This window comes from Piscinibacter defluvii (assembly GCF_004011805.1).
GTDB classification, from domain to species: Bacteria; Pseudomonadota; Gammaproteobacteria; order Burkholderiales; family Burkholderiaceae_C; genus Piscinibacter; species Piscinibacter defluvii.
This window is the reverse complement of record NZ_RCHJ01000004.1, coordinates 127,109-144,305: the sequence shown is the minus strand read 5'-3', so window position 1 is coordinate 144,305 and position 17,197 is coordinate 127,109. Positions and strand designations below refer to the sequence as shown.

Annotated in this window: 14 protein-coding genes; 7 read left to right on the top strand and 7 right to left on the bottom strand. The window is 70.9% G+C overall.

Going from position 1 to position 17,197, the window contains the following annotated elements:
* The first annotated feature begins 142 nt into the window (after nucleotides 1–142).
* Genes D9C15_RS13385 through D9C15_RS13370 form a run of 4 tightly spaced genes read left to right on the top strand, consistent with a single transcriptional unit; the run spans nucleotide 143 to nucleotide 5,336 of the window.
* Nucleotides 143–2,161, top strand: a complete 2,019-nt coding sequence (locus D9C15_RS13385; protein WP_127997991.1) for a tetratricopeptide repeat-containing protein — start codon at nucleotides 143–145, stop codon at nucleotides 2,159–2,161.
* A gap of 18 nt (nucleotides 2,162–2,179) precedes the next feature.
* Nucleotides 2,180–2,794, top strand: coding sequence for a glycoside hydrolase family 108 protein (locus D9C15_RS13380; protein WP_127997989.1), 615 nt, complete (start codon nucleotides 2,180–2,182; stop codon nucleotides 2,792–2,794).
* Nucleotides 2,795–2,805: 11 nt separating this feature from the next.
* Nucleotides 2,806–3,744 (top strand): alpha/beta hydrolase, encoded by a 939-nt coding sequence (locus tag D9C15_RS13375; protein WP_127997987.1) that lies wholly within the window; start codon nucleotides 2,806–2,808, stop codon nucleotides 3,742–3,744.
* Nucleotides 3,741–5,336 carry a serine protease gene (locus D9C15_RS13370; protein WP_127997985.1) on the top strand — a complete coding sequence of 532 codons (1,596 nt, stop codon included), beginning with the start codon at nucleotides 3,741–3,743 and terminating at the stop codon, nucleotides 5,334–5,336. Before D9C15_RS13375 ends, D9C15_RS13370 begins: the two co-directional genes overlap by 4 nt.
* A 3-nt stretch (nucleotides 5,337–5,339) precedes the next feature.
* Here the strand turns inward: D9C15_RS13370 and mmsB are convergent, their stop codons facing one another.
* The 6 genes from mmsB to D9C15_RS13340 all read right to left on the bottom strand — a co-directional run bounded on the left by mmsB (nucleotide 5,340) and on the right by D9C15_RS13340 (nucleotide 12,795).
* Nucleotides 5,340–6,539, bottom strand: a complete 1,200-nt coding sequence (mmsB, locus tag D9C15_RS13365; protein ID WP_127997983.1) for a multiple monosaccharide ABC transporter permease — start codon at nucleotides 6,537–6,539, stop codon at nucleotides 5,340–5,342.
* 3 nt (nucleotides 6,540–6,542) lie between these two features.
* A complete protein-coding gene (mmsA, locus tag D9C15_RS13360) occupies nucleotides 6,543–8,051 on the bottom strand; it encodes a multiple monosaccharide ABC transporter ATP-binding protein (protein ID WP_127998798.1) in 1,509 nt (502 codons plus the stop codon).
* Nucleotides 8,052–8,151: 100 nt separating this feature from the next.
* Complete coding sequence (chvE, locus tag D9C15_RS13355) at nucleotides 8,152–9,219, bottom strand: multiple monosaccharide ABC transporter substrate-binding protein (protein ID WP_127997981.1); 1,068 nt, start codon at nucleotides 9,217–9,219, stop codon at nucleotides 8,152–8,154.
* A 44-nt stretch (nucleotides 9,220–9,263) separates the two neighbouring features.
* A complete protein-coding gene (locus D9C15_RS13350; RefSeq protein ID WP_240668403.1) occupies nucleotides 9,264–10,181 on the bottom strand; it encodes an aldose 1-epimerase in 918 nt (305 codons plus the stop codon).
* Between the two features lie 5 nt (nucleotides 10,182–10,186).
* Nucleotides 10,187–11,074 carry an SMP-30/gluconolactonase/LRE family protein gene (locus tag D9C15_RS13345; RefSeq protein ID WP_127997977.1) on the bottom strand — a complete coding sequence of 296 codons (888 nt, stop codon included), beginning with the start codon at nucleotides 11,072–11,074 and terminating at the stop codon, nucleotides 10,187–10,189.
* Entirely contained in the window at nucleotides 11,074–12,795 is a 1,722-nt protein-coding gene (locus D9C15_RS13340) for an IlvD/Edd family dehydratase (RefSeq protein WP_127997975.1), read from the bottom strand. Before D9C15_RS13340 ends, D9C15_RS13345 begins: the two co-directional genes overlap by 1 nt.
* 84 nt (nucleotides 12,796–12,879) lie before the next feature.
* On the opposite strand from D9C15_RS13340, the gene D9C15_RS13335 reads away from it, so the two are divergent.
* On the top strand, nucleotides 12,880–13,644 hold the full coding sequence (locus D9C15_RS13335; RefSeq protein WP_127997973.1) for an SDR family NAD(P)-dependent oxidoreductase: 765 nt from the start codon (nucleotides 12,880–12,882) through the stop codon (nucleotides 13,642–13,644).
* Here D9C15_RS13335 and D9C15_RS13330 read toward each other — a convergent pair whose 3' ends face one another.
* Nucleotides 13,645–14,616, bottom strand: a complete 972-nt coding sequence (locus D9C15_RS13330) for a LysR family transcriptional regulator (RefSeq protein WP_127997971.1) — start codon at nucleotides 14,614–14,616, stop codon at nucleotides 13,645–13,647.
* Between the two features lie 97 nt (nucleotides 14,617–14,713).
* Here D9C15_RS13330 and araD1 point away from each other — a divergent pair, with 97 nt between their 5' ends.
* The gene (gene araD1, locus D9C15_RS13325; protein WP_127997969.1) at nucleotides 14,714–15,721 is read left to right on the top strand and encodes an AraD1 family protein; all 1,008 of its coding nucleotides are present in this window, start codon (nucleotides 14,714–14,716) and stop codon (nucleotides 15,719–15,721) included.
* A 4-nt stretch (nucleotides 15,722–15,725) separates the two neighbouring features.
* Nucleotides 15,726–17,165 carry an aldehyde dehydrogenase family protein gene (locus D9C15_RS13320; protein WP_127997967.1) on the top strand — a complete coding sequence of 480 codons (1,440 nt, stop codon included), beginning with the start codon at nucleotides 15,726–15,728 and terminating at the stop codon, nucleotides 17,163–17,165.
* Nucleotides 17,166–17,197 lie beyond the last annotated feature (32 nt).

Genomic DNA, 17,197 nt, shown 5'->3' with positions numbered 1-17,197 from the left:
CTGACGGCGTGACCTTAGGCCGGGCCGGCGTCCGGGCGAATCGTTCGAACTAGGGACCGCCCGGCCCCGGTACCGGCTGTACGCGCCGCGCGCTTTCCCTTACAAGTGACTCCTGCGGCCACCGGCCGCCACGGAGCACCCCATGACACGCGCCTTCATCATCCGCGGCTTCGGCAAGAAGAAGGACTCCAGCGGCGTGGAGGTCGACTTCGACAAGGTGCAGGCCGAGCTGATCGAGCCGGCCATGCGGGCCTGCGGCCTCTCGGGCGGCACCACCGCCACCGAGGAGGACTCGGGCAACATCCGCGAGGACATGTTCGCGCTGATCATCGAGGCCGACGTGGTGATCTGCGACATCACGGTGCACAACGCGAACGTGTTCTACGAGCTCGGCATCCGCCACGCGCTGCGCCGGAAGCACACCGTGCTTATCCGCGGCGAAGGCTCGGCCGACAAGACGCCGTTCGACCTGTCGACCGACCGCTACCTCGCCTACGACATCGGCAACCCGGGCGGCTCGGTGGACCGGCTCACCTCGGCGCTGAAGAAGACGCTGCTGAGCGACCGCCCGACCGACAGCCCGATCTTCCTGCTGCTGCCCTCGCTGAGCGAGGCCGACCCGTCCGAGGTGATCGTCGTGCCGCTGGACCTGATCGACGAGGTCGAGCGCGCCGAGCGCGCCAAGGACAAGGCCTGGCTGCGCGTGATCGCCGACGACGTGGCCGGCCAGCGCTACGAACCCGATGCGCTGCGGCGCGTCGCGCGCGCGCAGTGGAGCCTGAAGGACCTGGGCGCCGCGCGCGAGAACTGGGAGCGCCTGCGCGAGGGCGACGACGGCGACCTGGAGGCGCACCTGGCGCTGGCCAACGTCTACGAGCGCATGTACCGGGTCGACAAGCGCGACGCGCTGCTCGCCTCCTCGGACCAGGCCATCGAGAAGGTGCTGAACGCGCCGCGCCTGTCCACGCGCGACCGTGCCGAGGCGCTCGCGCTGCAGGCGCGCAACGCGAAGACACTCTGGCGCGGCCGCTTCGAAGGCGTGGCCGATCCGGCCGAGGCGCGCAAGCGGGCGCTCGACGGCAAGGCGCTGGACGCCTGGCAGGCCTACCGCGCGGCCTTCGAGTGCGACCTGAACAAGTTCTACCCCGGGCTGGCGGCGTTGCAGATGGGCCGCATCCTGCGTGAGCTGGCCGAGCTGCCGGGCTGGCCGAACCTGTTCAAGGGCAAGAAGAAGGACGCCGACCGGGCCCGCGAGGACCTCGATGCCGAGCTGCCGGCGCTGACCCATGTGGTCGACGCGGCGGTCAATCGCGCGGTGGCGCAGGAACAGGGCGACGACAAGATGTGGGCCGACATCGCCGCGGCCGACCTGCTGTTCCTGACCCAGCCCGACGAGGAGTGGCAGGCCGACGCCTCGGCCATCGTGCAGGCCTACACCGACGCGATCCCGCCCAACAAGGCCTGGGCCTTCGATGCGGCGGGCGGCCAGCTCGAGCTGTTCGCCGCGCTGGGCTTCCGGGCGCCGGCGGCGCAGGCGGTGTTCGCCGCCTTCGCACAGGCGCCCCGGCCGAAGAAGCGGCAGCACCTGGTGGTGTTCACCGGCCACGGCATCGACGCGCCGGGCGCGCCGCCGCGCTTCCCGGCCATGGCCGAAGGCAAGGCGCGCGACCTGATCCGCACGCAGCTGGCCGCGCTGCAGGCGGCCGCCGCGGCCGACGAGGAGCTCACCCTGCTGGCCTCCGGCGCGCCCGGTGCCGACATCCTGGCGCACGAGGTGGCACGCGAGCTGGGCCTGGCGCGCCGGCTGTGCCTGCCGATGCCGGCCGAGGACGTGTCGCGCCTGGTGTTCCGCACGCTGGACGACTGGCGCGCGCGTTTCCTGGCCATCGTCGACGAGATGAAGGGCCGCACGCTGCAGCTGGCCGACCATGCCGAGCCGCCGCGCTGGGTGCGCGCACGCGGCATCGACGTCTGGAGCCGCGGCAACCGCTGGGTGCTGCAGATCGCCCACACCTGGGGCGCCGACCGCGTCACCGTGCTGGCGCTGTACGACGGCGTGGACACCGGGCGCGACGGCGGCACCGCCCAGATGGTGCGGCTGGCGCGCGAGGTCGGGAGTTTTGTCGTGAAGACCATCGACAGCCGGGCGCTGCTCGGCTGAAACCCCAAGGAGAAGACCATGGACAACCCGGCCCTGAACGCCGCCCTGAAGTTCGTGCTGCGCTGGGAAGGCGGCTTCGTCGACCACCCGGCCGATCCCGGCGGGCGCACCAACAAGGGCGTCACGCAGAAGGTCTACGACGGTTGGCGCAGGCGCCAGGGCCAGGCCGCGCAGGACGTCAAGCAGATCAGCGACGCCGAGGTGCATGCCATCTACGCCAGCGACTACTGGCTGCCGCCGCGCTGCGACATGCTCGTCACGCCGCTGGACCTGGTGCAGTTCGACACCGCGGTCAACATGGGCGTGGGCCGCGCGGTGCGCTTCCTGCAGGCCTGCGCGGGCTGCGCGGTCGACGGCGACTTCGGCCCCGGCACCGAGAAGGCGGTGGCCGCCTGCGATCATGGCGCCCTGGTGGCCGACTACTGCAACAAGCGCGAGGCCTTCTACCGCGGCATCGTCGAGCGCAAGCCGAGCCAGGCGGTGTTCCTGAAGGGCTGGATGAACCGGCTCAACTCGCTGCGCAAGGAGGCCGGCCTGCCGGGCTTCGAGTCGGCGCGCGACCTGCTCGATTTCGGCGACGCGCCCTACATCGCGCGCGTGCCGGACATCGGCGAAGACCCGAGCTACGACTGACGGAGCACACCATGCCGCACGTCACCTTCATCCACGGCATCGCCAACAAGCCGCCGGCCGAGGACCTGCTGGCGATCTGGTGCCGCGCCCTGGCCGAGGCGGGTGCACCGCTGTCGGACCTGGGCGTGACCAGCTCGATCGTCTACTGGGCCGACCTGATGTACGCCAGCCCCGACACCGACCTGACCGCGCACGAAGGCGTGCTCGAGAACACGCCGCAGGCCATCGACGCCAGCGGCGGCGCCACCGCCCCGGTGCCGGCCACGCCCGAGGAGGCGGCCTTCCTGGCGGCGCTGCGTGCGCGCCTGACGAGCGCCGGCGACGCCGAGGTCGAGGCCGCCGCCGCGGCGGGCGCCAGCGCGACGGCCGGCGGCCAGGGCGCGCTGGAGCGGGTGCCGCTGCCCTGGTTCCTGAAGAAGCCGCTGATGGAGGTGCTGCTGCGCGACGTGCACCACTACCTGTTCGACACGCCGTTCGGCCCGCCCGGCCGCCCGGTGGTGCCGATCCGCGCGACCATCCGCGAGCGCTTCAGGACCGCACTGGCCGCCGTGGGCGCGAACGGGCCGCACGTGGTCGTCTCGCACAGCATGGGCACGGTGATCGCGTACGACTGCCTGAAGCGCCTGGAGGGCTGTGCCCGCGTGGACGGCCTGATCACGATCGGCAGCCCGCTCGGCCTCGACGAGATCCAGGACCAGCTGCAACCGGGCTGGAGCCGCGCCGACGGCTTTCCGCACGAACGCGTGGCGGATCGCTGGTTCAACCTGTTCGACCGGCTCGACCCGGTGTGCGGCTTCGACCCCGAGCTCGCCAACGACTACCGGCGCGGCGGGCAGGACACGGTGCTCGACCAGGCCGTCATGAACAACGGCGCCTGGCGCCACTCGGCCACCAAGTACCTGCGCCAGCCGGCCTTCGTGCAGGCGCTGCGCAGCCTGCTGAAGCGATGACGGCCGACCCCGACCTGCTGCGCGAGCGCACCGAGCAGCTGCTGCAGCGCCTGCGCGGCCCGAGCGACGAGGACGTCGCGGCGGCGCGCGAGCTGGTGCTCGGCCTGCGCAACGCGCGGCTGTACCCGCAGATGGCGGCGCTGGCCGAGGCGCTGGGGCGGCGCGCGCCCGACGACGCGCGCACCCGGCGCCTGTACGGCCAGGCGCTGATCGAGCAGGGTTACGCCACCGCGGCGATCGACGTGCTGCGGCCGCTCGCCACGCGCCTGCCCAAGGACGACCCCGAGCGTGCCGAGGCCACCGGCCTGCTCGGGCGCGCCTGGAAGCAGATCTTCTTCGACGCCGGCGACAAGACCACCGCCTCGGCCACCACGGCGCTGAAGCGGGCCATCGAGGTCTACCGCGCGCCCTTCGAGGCCGATCCGGCCCGCAACACCTGGCATGGGGTCAACCTGGTCGCGCTGCTGACGCGCTCGCGCCGGCTCGGCCTGCGCAACGCGCCCGGGCTGAAGCCCGAGGCGGTGGCGCGGCGCGTGCTCGCGGCGCTCGACGCGGTGCCGGCCGGGCAGCGCGACGAATGGTTCCTGCCCACCCGCGCCGAGGCGGCGCTCGGGCTGGGCGACTGGGCCGTGGTCGAGGCCGCGCTGAAGGACTACGTGGCCGACGACAAGGCGCAGGCCTTCCAGATCGCCAGCACGCTGCGCCAGTTCACGCAGGTGTGGGACATCGAGTCGGTGGACGCGCGCGGCCGCTCGCTGGCCGACATCCTGCGCGCCCGGCTGCTGCAGGTCGGCGGCAGCGAGCTGAACCTGGCGCCGCAGGCGCTGCAGCGCGCCCGCGAGCGCGCCGCCGCGCCCGCGCCCACGGCCCAGCTCGAGGCGGTGCTCGGCGCGGTCGGCGTCAAGACCTGGCAATGGTGGCGCGCCGGGCTCGACTGCGCCGCCGCGGTGGCCGTGGTGCGCACGCGCCTGGGCGAGCGCATCGGCACCGCCTGGCTGGTGCGTGCCGCCGACCTCGGCCGCACGCCCGGCGACGAGCTGCTGGCGATGACGAACTTCCATGTCGTCAACGCGCAGGGGGCCCACAACGGCATCCGCCCCGACGCGGCCGAGCTGGTGTTCGAGGCGGTCGACGGACAGAAGGCGTTCGCCGTCAAGGAGATCCTCTGGTCGTCACCGCCGGAGCGGCACGACTGCACGCTGCTGCGCCTGGCCGAGCCGCCCGCGGGCATCGAGCCGCTGGCGCTGGCGCGCGGCCTGCCGCTGCTCGAGCCGAGCGCGCATGTGTACGTGATCGGCTACCCGGGCGGGCGCGGCCTGGCGTTCTCGCTGCAGGACAACGCGCTGATCGACCACGAAGGCCCGCCCGAGGGCAGGCCGCCGATCGAAGGCGTGTGCCGCGTGCACTACCGCGCGCCCACCGAGGGCGGCAGCTCGGGCAGCCCGGTGTTCAACGCCAACCTGTGGGAGGTGATCGCGCTGCACCACGCCGGCGGCAAGCTCGGCATGCCGCGGCTGAACGGCCAGCCCGGCAGCTATGCGGCCAACGAGGGCGTCTCGATCCAGAGCATCGTGGCGGCGATGGTGGGCTGAGCCTCAGGCCTTCTTCTTGTTGTAGACGTCCACGCACACCGCCGCCAGCAGCACCAGGCCCTTGATGACCTGCTGGTAGTCGATGCCGATGCCGAGGATGGACATGCCGTTGTTCATCACGCCCATCACGAAGGCGCCGATCACCGCGCCCATCACCTTGCCGACGCCACCCGAGGCCGAGGCGCCGCCGATGAAGCAGGCCGCGATCACGTCGAGCTCGAAGCCCAGGCCCGCCTTCGGCGTGGCCGTGTTCAGCCGCGCCGCGAACACCAGCCCGGCGAGCGCCGCCAGCACGCCCATGTTGACGAAGGTGAGGAAGGCCAGGCGCTCGGTGCGGATGCCCGACAGCCGGGCCGCCTTCTCGTTGCCGCCCAGCGCGTAGATGCGCCGGCCGACGGTGGTGCGGGTGGTGACGAAGTCGTAGGCCACCATCAGCACGAACATGATCACCAGCACGTTGGGCAGGCCCTTGTACGAGGCCATCAGCCAGGCGAGCGCCAGGATGATCGCGGCGAACACCGTGTTGCGCACCGCGAACAGCAGCGCCGGCTCGGTCTCCATGCCGTGCATCTGCTGGTGGCTGCGCGCGCGCCAGCCCAGCGCCACCATGGTCAGCGCCACCGCGGCGCCGAGCAGCAGCGAGGTCAGCCGCAGCTCGGCGCCGGCCAGCGGGTCGGGGATGAAGCCCGAGCTGAGGGCCTGGAAGGTGTCCGGGAACGGGCCGACCGACTGGCCGTTGAGCAGCGCCAGCGCCAGTCCCTTGAACACCAGCATGCCGGCCAGCGTGACGATGAACGAGGGGATGTGGAAGTAGGCGACGAACCAGCCCTGGGCCGCGCCGATCAGCGCGCCCACCACCAGGCACACCAGCGTGGCCGGCACGAAGTGCCACTCGTACTGCACCATCAGCACCGCCGCCAGCGCGCCGACGAAGCCGCACACCGAGCCGACCGAGAGGTCGATGTGCCCGGCCACGATCACCAGCAGCATGCCCAGCGCCATGATGACGATGTAGCTGTTCTGCAGCACCAGGTTGGTCAGGTTCAGCGGCTGCAGCAGCGTGCCGTCGGTCATGATCTGGAAGAAGACCATGATCGCCACGAGCGAGATCAGCATCCCGTACTCGCGCAGGTTCTGTTTCAGGAAGTGGCCGGCGCTCGGCCCGCCGGCCGGCGTCGAGGTTTGCGTGAGGGTGTGGTCCATCGGTCAGGCTCCTGCGCTCACGATGGCGCGCATGATCTTCTCCTGCGTCGCCTCGGCGGCATTCATCTCGGCGATCAGCTCGCCCTCGTTCATCACGTAGATCCGGTCGCACATGCCCAGCAGCTCGGGCATCTCGGAGGAGATCAGCAGGATCGCGCGGCCCTCCTCGGCCAGCCGGGCGATCAGGGTGTAGATCTCGAACTTGGCGCCGACGTCGATGCCGCGCGTCGGCTCGTCGAGGATCAGCAGCTTGGGGTTGGCGAACAGCCACTTGGCCAGCACCACCTTCTGCTGGTTGCCGCCCGAGAGGTTGACCACCGGCTGGTGCACGCCGGCGCAGCGCGTGGCGAGCTTGGTGCGGTAGTCGGTGGCGACGGCGAACTCGCGGCCCTCGTCGATCACGCCGGCGCGGCTCACGCCCGGCAGGTTGGCCAGCGTGGTGTTGACCGCGATCGACTCGCCCAGCACCAGGCCGAGCGACTTGCGGTCCTCGGTGACGTAGGCGATGCCCGCGTCCACCGCCTTCTGCACCGTCGACAGGTCGAGCGCGCGGCCTTCCATCAGCGCGCTGCCGGTGATCTGGCGCCCCCAGCTGCGGCCGAACACGCTCATCGCGAGCTCGGTGCGGCCGGCGCCCATCAGCCCGGCGATGCCGACGATCTCGCCGCGCCGCACGCTGAGGTTCACACCCTTGACCACCTCGCGCTCGGTGTGCAGCGGGTGGCGCACGCGCCAGTCGCGCAGCTCGAACAGCGTCTCGCCGACACGGTGCTCGCGCCTCGGGTAGCGGTCGGCCATCTCGCGGCCGACCATGGCGCGGATGATCAGGTCCTCGCTGGCCGGGCCCTCGCGGCAGTCGAGCGTGGTGATGGTCGCGCCGTCGCGCAGCACGGTGATCGCGTCGGCCACCTTGGCGATCTCGTTGAGCTTGTGCGAGATCAGGATGCAGGAGATGCCCTGCGCCTTCAGCTCGAGCAGCAGGTTGAGCAGCGCGTCGGAGTCGCTCTCGTTCAGGCTCGCGGTGGGCTCGTCGAGGATCAGCAGCTTGACCTCCTTGGCCAGCGCCTTGGCGATCTCGACCAGCTGCTGCTTGCCAACGCCGATGTCGTCGACCAGCGTGGCGGGGGATTCCTTCAGGCCGACCTTGGCGAGCAGCTCGCGTGTCTTGCGGTGCGCCAGCGCCCAGTCGATCACGCCGCGCGTGGCCGTCTCGTGGCCGAGGAAGATGTTCTCGGCGATCGACAGCAGCGGCACCAGCGCCAGCTCCTGGTGGATGATGATGATGCCGAGCTTCTCGCTGTCGGCGATGCCGCGGAAGCGCCGCTCCTGGCCGAGGTAGCGGATCTCGCCGCCGTACTCCGGGTGCGGGTAGACGCCCGAGAGCACCTTCATCAGCGTGGACTTGCCGGCGCCGTTCTCGCCCACCACGGCATGGATCTCGCCGCGGCGCACCGTCAGGTTCACGTTCGACAGCGCGCTCACGCCGTGGAAATCCTTCGTGATGCCGCGCATGTCGAGGATCGCGTCGTCCACCGTGTCTCCTTCTCCGGCCGGGATCGTGCACGCAAAAAGGTCCCGCCGCAGCGGGACCTTCCTGGGTTGCGGAGTCGCCTTACTTGATCTGGCTTTCCTTGTAGTAGCCGCTGTCCACCAGCACCTGCTTCCAGTTGCTCGCGTCCACCGGCACCGGCTTGAGCAGGTAGCTCGGCACGACCTTGACGCCGTTGTTGTAGGTCTTGGTGTCGTTGATCTCCGGCTGCTTGCCGGCGAGCACGGCGTCCACCAGGTTGGCCGTGACGCGGGCCAGGTCGCGCGTGTCCTTGAAGATGGTCGAGTACTGCTCGCCCTTCAGGATGGACTTCATCGACGGGATCTCGGCGTCCTGGCCGGAGACGATCGGGCACGGCTGCTGCGCGGTGCAGTAGCCCACGCCCTTGAGCGACGACAGGATGCCGATCGACAGGCCGTCGTACGGGCTCAGCACGGCGTGCACCTTCTCCTTGCCGTAGAAGGCCGACAGCAGGTTGTCCATGCGGGCCTGGGCGACGGCGCCGTCCCAGCGCAGCGTGCCGACCTTGTCCATGCCCATCTGCTTGCTGCGCACGACCAGCTTGCCGCTGTCGATGTAGGGCTTGAGCACCGACATCGCACCGTCGTAGAAGAAGAAGGCGTTGTTGTCGTCCGGCGAGCCGCCGAACAGCTCGATGTTGAACGGGCCCTTGCCCTGCTTCAGCCCGAGCTTGTCGACGATCGAGTTGGCCTGCAGCACGCCGACCTGGAAGTTGTCGAAGGTGGTGTAGTAGTCGACGTTCTTCGAGCCGCGGATCAGCCGGTCGTAGGCGATGACCTTGATGCCCTTGTCGGCCGCCTTCTGCAGCGCGCCGGAGAGCGTGGTGCCGTCGATGGCGGCAATGACGAGAACCTTCACCCCCTTGGTGATCATGTTCTCGACCTGCGCCAGCTGGTTCGGGATGTCGTCCTCGGCGTACTGCAGGTCGGTCTTGTAGCCCTTCTCCTTGAACACCTTGACCATGTTGTCGCCGTCGGCGATCCAGCGCGCCGAGCTCTTGGTCGGCATCGAGATGCCGACGGTGCCCTTGTCCTGCGCGAAGGCGGGCAGGGTGAACGCGGCGGCCAGGCCGATCGTGGCCAGCGAGGTCTTGATGAAGGTTCTTCTCATGGGCTGTCTCCTTGTGGGAATGGTGCCGTCCAGGCGGCTGCGGGTCAGGAAGGGGTGCCAGTGTCGATGCGCCAATGCACGCGACACATCAGGGTTTCGCCGTGGTGCAGTTCCACCAGGCCGGGCCGGCCGGGCAGGTGGAAGGCATCGATGGGCTGGGTGATCGGCTCGAAGCAGAAGGCCTCGCCCTGCGCGGGGCGGTAGACCAGGCAGTAGGCCGGCGCGAGCGGGCCGCGCGGCGTGGTGAGCGGGTCCATCGTCAGCTGCAGCGACAGGCCGCGCTCGGGCCAGGCGATCGTGGCGCAGCCGTCCCAGCCGCTGAAGCCGTTGTCGATGAAGCTGCCGTGCATCGGCGCAGCGCGGGTCAGGTTCCAGTCCGCCGGCAGCTCGTGCGTGTGGCCGGTCGGGATGGGGTCGGCGCCGCTCAGCCAGGTGCCGTCCACCCGCGCCGTGACCGTGCCGCGCGGCGTGCGCGGGAACCACGGGTGCAGGCCGAGGCCATGGGGCATCGGCGCATCGCCGCGGTGGGTGACGGCGACCGTCTGCACCAGCCCGTCCGCGACCAGTTCGAAGCGCTGCAGCGCGTCGTAGGCGTACGGGTTGCCGCCATGGTGGCGCGACTGCAGCCGCATCTCGGCCACGTGGATCTGCGGGCGCTGCCAGTCCCAGGCCTGCAGCCAGCCGTCGCCATGGATCGGGTAGGGCTCGCCGAGGCGGTTCACGGCCATCGGGATGAAGCGCCCGCCCTGCTCGAAGCCGCCGCCGCTGATGCGGTTGGACCAGGGCAGCATCGCGAACGAGGCCAGCGTGTAGCGGTCGTCGCTGACCCGGTTCCACGGGCGCCAGAGGTGCGTGTCGACGCCGCCATGCCGCACGGTCCATTCGGCCACGCCGCCGCCGAGCGTGGGCACCAGGCCGAGGCGCTGGCCGTGGCCTTCGATCCAGGCGATGTCATGCTTCATCGAGGTCAACCGGCGAAGGGCGCGGCCGGCAGGCCTCGCACGTCGGTCTCGAGGGCGAACAGCGCACCCGCCAGCGGCTGCAGCGCGAGCTGCGCGTCGGAGAGGCCGGAGCGCGCGCTGCTGACGAACAGCGTCGTCAGGTGCGGCCCGCCGAAGGCGACGTTGGTGATGTGGTCGGTCGGCAGCGGCAGGCGCGCCAGCTCGGCACCGCTGCCCGCGTCGTGGCAGCTCACGCAGGCGCCGCCCCAGTGCGCGATCCAGAGCCGGCCTTCGGCGTCGGTGGTCATGCCGTCGGGGTAGCCGTCGGCCTCGGTGAAGCGCAGGAACTCGCGCGCTGCGCCGAGCGCTCCCGTGTCGGGCTCGAACGGGAAGGCGTAGACCACGCGCCGCGCGGTGTCGTTGGCGAACATCGTGCGGCCGTCGAGCGACCAGGTCGGCCCGTTGGTCACCGGCCATCGCGCATCGAGCGCGCGCACGCAGCGGCCGTCCGCGCCGAGCCGGTACCAGGCGCCGGTGGGGGCCTCGCAGCCGAAGTCCATCGTGCCGCCCCAGAAGCGTCCCTGGGCGTCGCACTTGCCGTCGTTGAAGCGGTTGCCGCTGCGTTCGGGTTCGGGCTCGGCGATGGTTTCCAGGGCGCCGCTCTTCGGGTCGAAGAAGGCGTAGCCGCGACGCAGCGTCAGCACCAGGCCGGTGCCGCGCCGGCGCTCGGCCACGGCCGAGACGGTGTCGGGCAGGGACCAGATGCGCCGCTCGCCGTCATGCGGGCGGTAGCGGAACAGCTTGCGCTCGAGGATGTCCACCCACCACAGCGCCGCGTCGCGCGCCGACCAGCACAGGCCCTCGCCGAGCGTGGCGCCGGCTTCCCAGACGGGGCGGGGCGCGCCGAGGCGCATCAGTGCGAATCCCGCGGGATCGGCGCGCCGCTGCCGCCGACCAGGAAATCGAGGTCCGCGCCCAGGTGCGCCTGCTGCACATGGTCGACGTAGAGCTTGTACCAGCCGCGCTTGGGCGCCTCCGGCGCCTGCCACTGCGCGCGGCGGCGCGCGAGCTCCGCGTCGCTCACCTCCAGGTGCAGGCGGCGCGCCGGGACGTCGAGCTCGATGACGTCGCCGCTCTGCACCAGCGCCAGCGGTCCGCCGGCCGCCGCTTCGGGCGAGGTGTGCAGCACCACGGTGCCGTAGGCCGTGCCGCTCATGCGCGCGTCGCTGATGCGCACCATGTCCGTGATGCCCTTGCGCAGCACCTTGGGCGGCAGCGGCATGTTGCCGACCTCGGCCATGCCGGGATAGCCCTTGGGGCCGCAGTTCTTCAGCACCAGGATGCAGGTCTCGTCCACGTCGAGGGCCTCGTCGTCGATGCGGGCGTGGAAGTCCTCGATGGTCTCGAATACCACCGCCCGGCCGCGGTGCTTCAGCAGGTGTTCGCTGGCGGCGCTGGGCTTGATCACCGCACCGTTCGGGGCGAGGTTGCCGCGCAGCACCGCGATGCCGGCCGCGGGCTTGAAGGGCTGGTCCAGCGGGCGGATCACCTCGCGGTTCCAGCAGGGTGCCTCGGCGATGTTCTCGCCGATCGTGCGGCCGTTGACGGTGGGCGCGTCCAGGTGCAGCAGGTGGCGGATCTCCTTCATCACCGCCGGCAGTCCGCCGGCGTAGTAGAAGTCCTCCATCAGGAAGCGGCCCGAGGGCTGCAGGTCGACGAGGCAGGGGATCTCGGAGCCCAGCTTGTCCCAGTCTTCCAGCTTGAGATCCACGCCCATGCGGCCGGCGATGGCCAGCAGGTGGATCACCGCATTGGTCGAGCCGCCGATCGCGGCGTTGGTGCGGATCGCGTTCTCGAAGGCCCGGCGCGTCAGGATCTTCGACATGCGCAGGTCGTCCTTGACCATCTCGACGATGCGCCGGCCGGTCAGCTGCGCGAGCCGGTTGCGGCGCGTGTCGGCGGCGGGAATGGCGGCGTTCTCGGGCAGCGCCATGCCGAGCGCTTCCACCATCGAGGCCATGGTCGAGGCGGTGCCCATGGTCATGCAGCTGCCCTTGCTGCGGTGCATGCAGCTTTCGGCCTGCGTGAATTCGTCCATCGTCATCTCGCCGGCACGCACCATCTCGCTCATCTGCCAGACGCCGGTGCCCGAGCCGATGTCCTTGCCGCGGAACTTGCCGTTGAGCATCGGCCCGCCCGAGAGGCCGATGGTCGGCAGGTCGCAGCTGGCCGCGCCCATCATCAGCGCGGGCGTGGTCTTGTCGCAGCCCATCAGCAGCACGACGCCGTCGATCGGGTTGCCGCGGATGCTCTCCTCGACGTCCATCGACGCGAGGTTGCGGAACAGCATCGCGGTCGGCCGCAGCTGCGTCTCGCCCAGGCTCATCACCGGGAACTCGAGCGGGAAGCCGCCAGCCTCGTACACGCCGCGCTTGACGAACTCCGCCAGCTCGCGGAAGTGGCCGTTGCAGGGCGTCAGCTCGCTCCAGGTGTTGCAGATGCCGATGACCGGGCGGCCGTCGAGCAGGTCGTGCGGGTAGCCCTGGTTCTTGATCCAGCTGCGGTGCACGAAGCCGTCGCGGTCGTTGCGGCCGAACCAGGCCTGGCTGCGGCGCACGGGTTTCTTCTCGCTCACGACGGGACGCTCCGGGAATGCTTGACGCGGCGCATGCTAGCCCCGCACACTGATGCCTGAAAAATAACGAATGAGATCATATTGATGTCAAAAGCGATATATCCCAGCCTGCGCGGTCGGCGCGTCTTCATCACCGGGGGCGGCTCGGGCATCGGCGCGACCATGGTCGAAGCCTTCGTGACCCAGGGCGCCCAGGTGGCCTTCATCGACGTGGCGGCAGACGCCGGCCAGGCACTGGCCGAGTCGCTCGCCGCGGCGGGCCACCCGGCGCCGTGGTGGCGCGCCTGCGACGTGCGCGACGTGCCGGCACTGCAGGCGGCCATCGCGGATGCGGCCGCGGCGCTGGGCGACTTCCACGTGCTGGTGAACAACGTCGCCAGCGACACCCGCCACACGCTGGCCGAGATCACGCCCGAGTTCTACGACGACCGCATCGCCATCAACCAGCGCGCCGCGCTGTTCGCGCTGCAGGCGGTGGTGCCGGGCATGCAGCGGCTGGGGGGTGGCTCGATCGTCAACCTCGGCTCGATCAGCTGGCAGATCAAGCAGCCGGACCTGCCCTGCTACACCGTGGCCAAGAGCGCGGTGAACGGCCTCACGCGCGGCATGGCCGGGCTGCTCGGGCGCGACCGCATCCGCGTCAACACCGTCTCGCCCGGATGGGTGATGACCGAGCGCCAGCTCAAGCTGTGGGTCACGCCCGAGAGTGCCAAGGAGATCGAGCGCAACCAGTGCCTGCCGGACCGGCTGCAGCCGGAGGACATCGCCGCGATGGTGCTGTTCCTCGCGTCGGACGACGCCAAGATGTGCACGGCGCAGGAGTTCATCGTGGATGCGGGCTGGAGATAGTCACTCCAGCCCGGTCAGATCGAGCTCGGTGCCGTAGACCGTCAACGCCGCCGACTTGATCGCCTTCAGCATCACCTTGGCCGCCGGCGAGAGCAGCCGGTCGGTGCGGGTGATCAGGCCGAAGGCGTCCATCTTGCAGGGCAGGTTGATCGGCAGGATCGCCGCCATGCCGTGCTGCGCGTAGTAGCGCGCGACGTCGGTGGCGAGCACCGCGATCGCCTCGCTGCCCTGCAGCATCTTGGTGACGAACAGCAGCGCGGTGGTCTCGATCAGGTCGGCCGGCGCCTCCAGGCCTTCCTCCTGGAACATCAGCTCGAAGCGGTGCCGCAGCACGCTGCCCGGCGGCGGCACGATCCAGGCCTGGCCGACCACGTCGCGCAGGCTCAGGCGCGGCTGCGCGAGCAGCGGGTGGCCGGGCCGCGCGATCGCGCTGACCGGCTCCTCGACGAGCGCCTCGTAGCGCAGGTCGGTCTTGTCGTGGCGTTCGAACAGCCGGCCGATCGCCATGTCGAGCTTGCCCTGGGCGAGGCGCTCCATCAGCACGTCGCTGGTCTCGATGGCGAGCTGGATGCGCAGGCTCGGGTGCTGCTGCTTGACGCGCGCCACCGCCGCCGGCATCAGGTTCAGTCCCGGCGTGGTGATCGCGCCGACGCTCACCTGGCCGTAGCGGCCCGACTTCAGCGCCTCGATCTCGTCGTGCGCCTGCGAGAGGCTGGCCAGCGCCATGCGGGCGTGGCGGATCATGGTCTCGCCGTACCAGGTGGCGCGCATGCCGCGCGGCAGCCGCTCGAACAGCTGCACGCCCAGCATGTCCTCCAACTCCTTGAGCAGCTTGGAGGCCGCCGGCTGCGTCATGTTCAGCACCTGCGCCGCGCGGTGGATGTTGCCTTCCTCCTCCAGCGCCATCAGCAGCAGCAGCTGGCGGGTCTTCAGGCGGGCGCGGATGAACCAGTGGGTGTAGTTGTTCGCCATCGGTATCTCGAATCGTATATGTCAGGGCGCCGAAAATCTATTGGCCAGTTATCGATCGGATTCTTAGCATGCGTCGCCTGACACAGGACCGACGGCCATGCGATTCATCCAATACCTCGACGACGACGGCAACCAGCGGGTCGGCTGCACCAGCACCGACGCCGGCCGGGTGCGGCGCCTCGACGGCACGGCCAGCCTGCTGGCACTGGCGCAGTCGGCCTGGGAGCTTGGCCGCAGCCTGACGCAGCTGGCCGAGACGCGCCTCGGCGCGCTCGAGGCGACGCCGCTGGCCCGGCTGCTCGACGGCCTGCGCGTGCTGACGCCGCTGATGCACGACGACCCGGCGCACTGCCTGGTCAGCGGCACCGGGCTCACGCACCTGGGCAGCGCCGCCACGCGCGACGCGATGCACGCCAAGGTGGGCGCGCAGCCCGAGTCGGCGCTGTCGGACTCGATGCGCATGTTCAAGTGGGGCCTGGAGGGCGGCCGCCCGCCCGCGGGCCAGCCCGGCGTCGCGCCCGAGTGGTTCTACAAGGGCGATGGCCGCATCGTGGTCGCTCCCGGCGCGCCGCTGCCCTCGCCCTCGTTCGCGCTCGACGCGGGCGAGGAGCCCGAGCTGGTCGGGCTGTATTGGGTGGCGCCGGACGGCATGCCCTGCAGGCTCGGCTTCGCGGTCGGCAACGAGTTCTCCGACCATGTCACCGAGCGCCAGAACTACCTCTACCTCGCGCATTCGAAGCTGCGCGCCTGCGCGGTCGGCCCCGAGCTCGTGGCCGGGCCGATTCCGGCCGACCTGCAGGGCACGAGCCGCATCCGCCGTGGCGGCGAGGTGATCTGGGAGAAGCCCTTCGCCACCGGCGAGGCCAACATGTGCCACTCGCTGGAGAACCTGGAGTACCACCACTTCAAGTACCCGCAGCACCGCCGGCCGGGCGACGTGCACCTGCACTTCTTCGGCACCGCCACGCTGAGCTTCGCCGACGGCGTGAAGGTCGAGCCGGGCGACCGCTTCGAGATCGAGCAGCCGGCGCTGGGCGCGGCGCTGGTCAACCCGGTGGTGATCGACGGCAGCTCGTTTGCCGCCGGCGGCGTTCGAGTCCTCTGAGCCCATGGCCGTCGCCTTCAAGCACTACATCAACGGGCGCTGGGAGACCGGGGTCACGCTCGGCGTGAGCGAGAACCCGTCGGACCTGGCCGACGTGGTGGGCGAGTTCGCGCGGGCCGACGCGGCGCAGACCGAGAGCGCGATCCGCGCCGCTGCCGACGCGCGCGACGCCTGGGCCGCGAGCACGCCGCAGCGCCGCTTCGAGGTGCTCGACGCGGTCGGCAGCGAACTGCTGGCCCGCAAGGACGAACTCGGCACGCTGCTCGCCCGCGAGGAGGGCAAGACGCTGCCCGAGGCCATCGGCGAAACCGCGCGCGCCGGGCAGATCTTCAAGTTCTTCGCCGGCGAGGCGCTGCGCATTCCGGGGCAGAAGCTCGCCTCGGTGCGACCCGGCGTGGACGTCGAGATCACGCGCGAGCCCGTGGGAGTGGTGGGCCTGATCGCGCCGTGGAACTTCCCGCTCGCGATTCCGGCCTGGAAGATCGCGCCCGCGCTGGCCTACGGCAACACCGTGGTGTTCAAGCCGGCCGAGCTGGTGCCGGGCTGTGCCTGGGCGCTGGCCGAGATCCTCAGCCGCGCCGGTCTGCCGGCGGGCGCCTTCAACCTGGTGCTGGGCAGCGGGCGGCGCGTCGGCCAGACGATCGTCGAGAGCCCGCTGGTGGACGCGATCAGCTTCACCGGCTCGGTGGGGGTGGGCGAATCCATCCTGGCCGCGGCCACCGCGCGGCGCGCCAAGGTGCAGCTCGAGATGGGCGGCAAGAACCCGCTCGTCGTGCTGGCCGACGCGCAGCTCGACCGTGCGGTCGAGCACGCGATCCAGGGTGCCTACTACTCGACCGGGCAGCGCTGCACGGCGTCGAGCCGCATCATCGTCGAGTCGGCGGTGTTCGACCGCTTCGCCGAGGCGATGCGCCAGCGCACCCGCGCACTGGTGGTCGGCCACGCGCTGGAGCGCGGCACGCAGATCGGCCCGGCCGTCAGCCGCGAGCAGCTCGAGCAGGACCTGGCCTACGTCGCCATCGGCCGCGACGAAGGCGCCGAGTGGCTGTGCGGCGGCGAGGCCCTCGAGCGGCCCACGCGCGGCCACTACCTGAGCCCGGCGCTCTTCATCGCGCAGCCGCGCCACCGCATCGCGCGCGAGGAGATCTTCGGGCCGGTGGCCTGCCTGATCCGCGCCGACGACTACGACCACGCGCTGGCGCTGGCCAACGACACGCCCTTCGGCCTGTGCGCCGGGGTCTGCACCGAGTCGCTCGCCAAGGCCACGCACTTCAAGCGCCATGCGCAGGCCGGCATGGTGATGGTCAACCTGCCCACCGCCGGCGTCGACCCGCACGTGCCCTTCGGCGGCCGCAAGGCCTCGAGCCACGGGCCGCGCGAGCAGGGCTCGTACGCGGCCGAGTTCTACACCACCGTGAAGACCGCCTACACCGCCAGCGGCTGAGTTTCCTCCCCGGGCTGCGACCGGCCGCACGA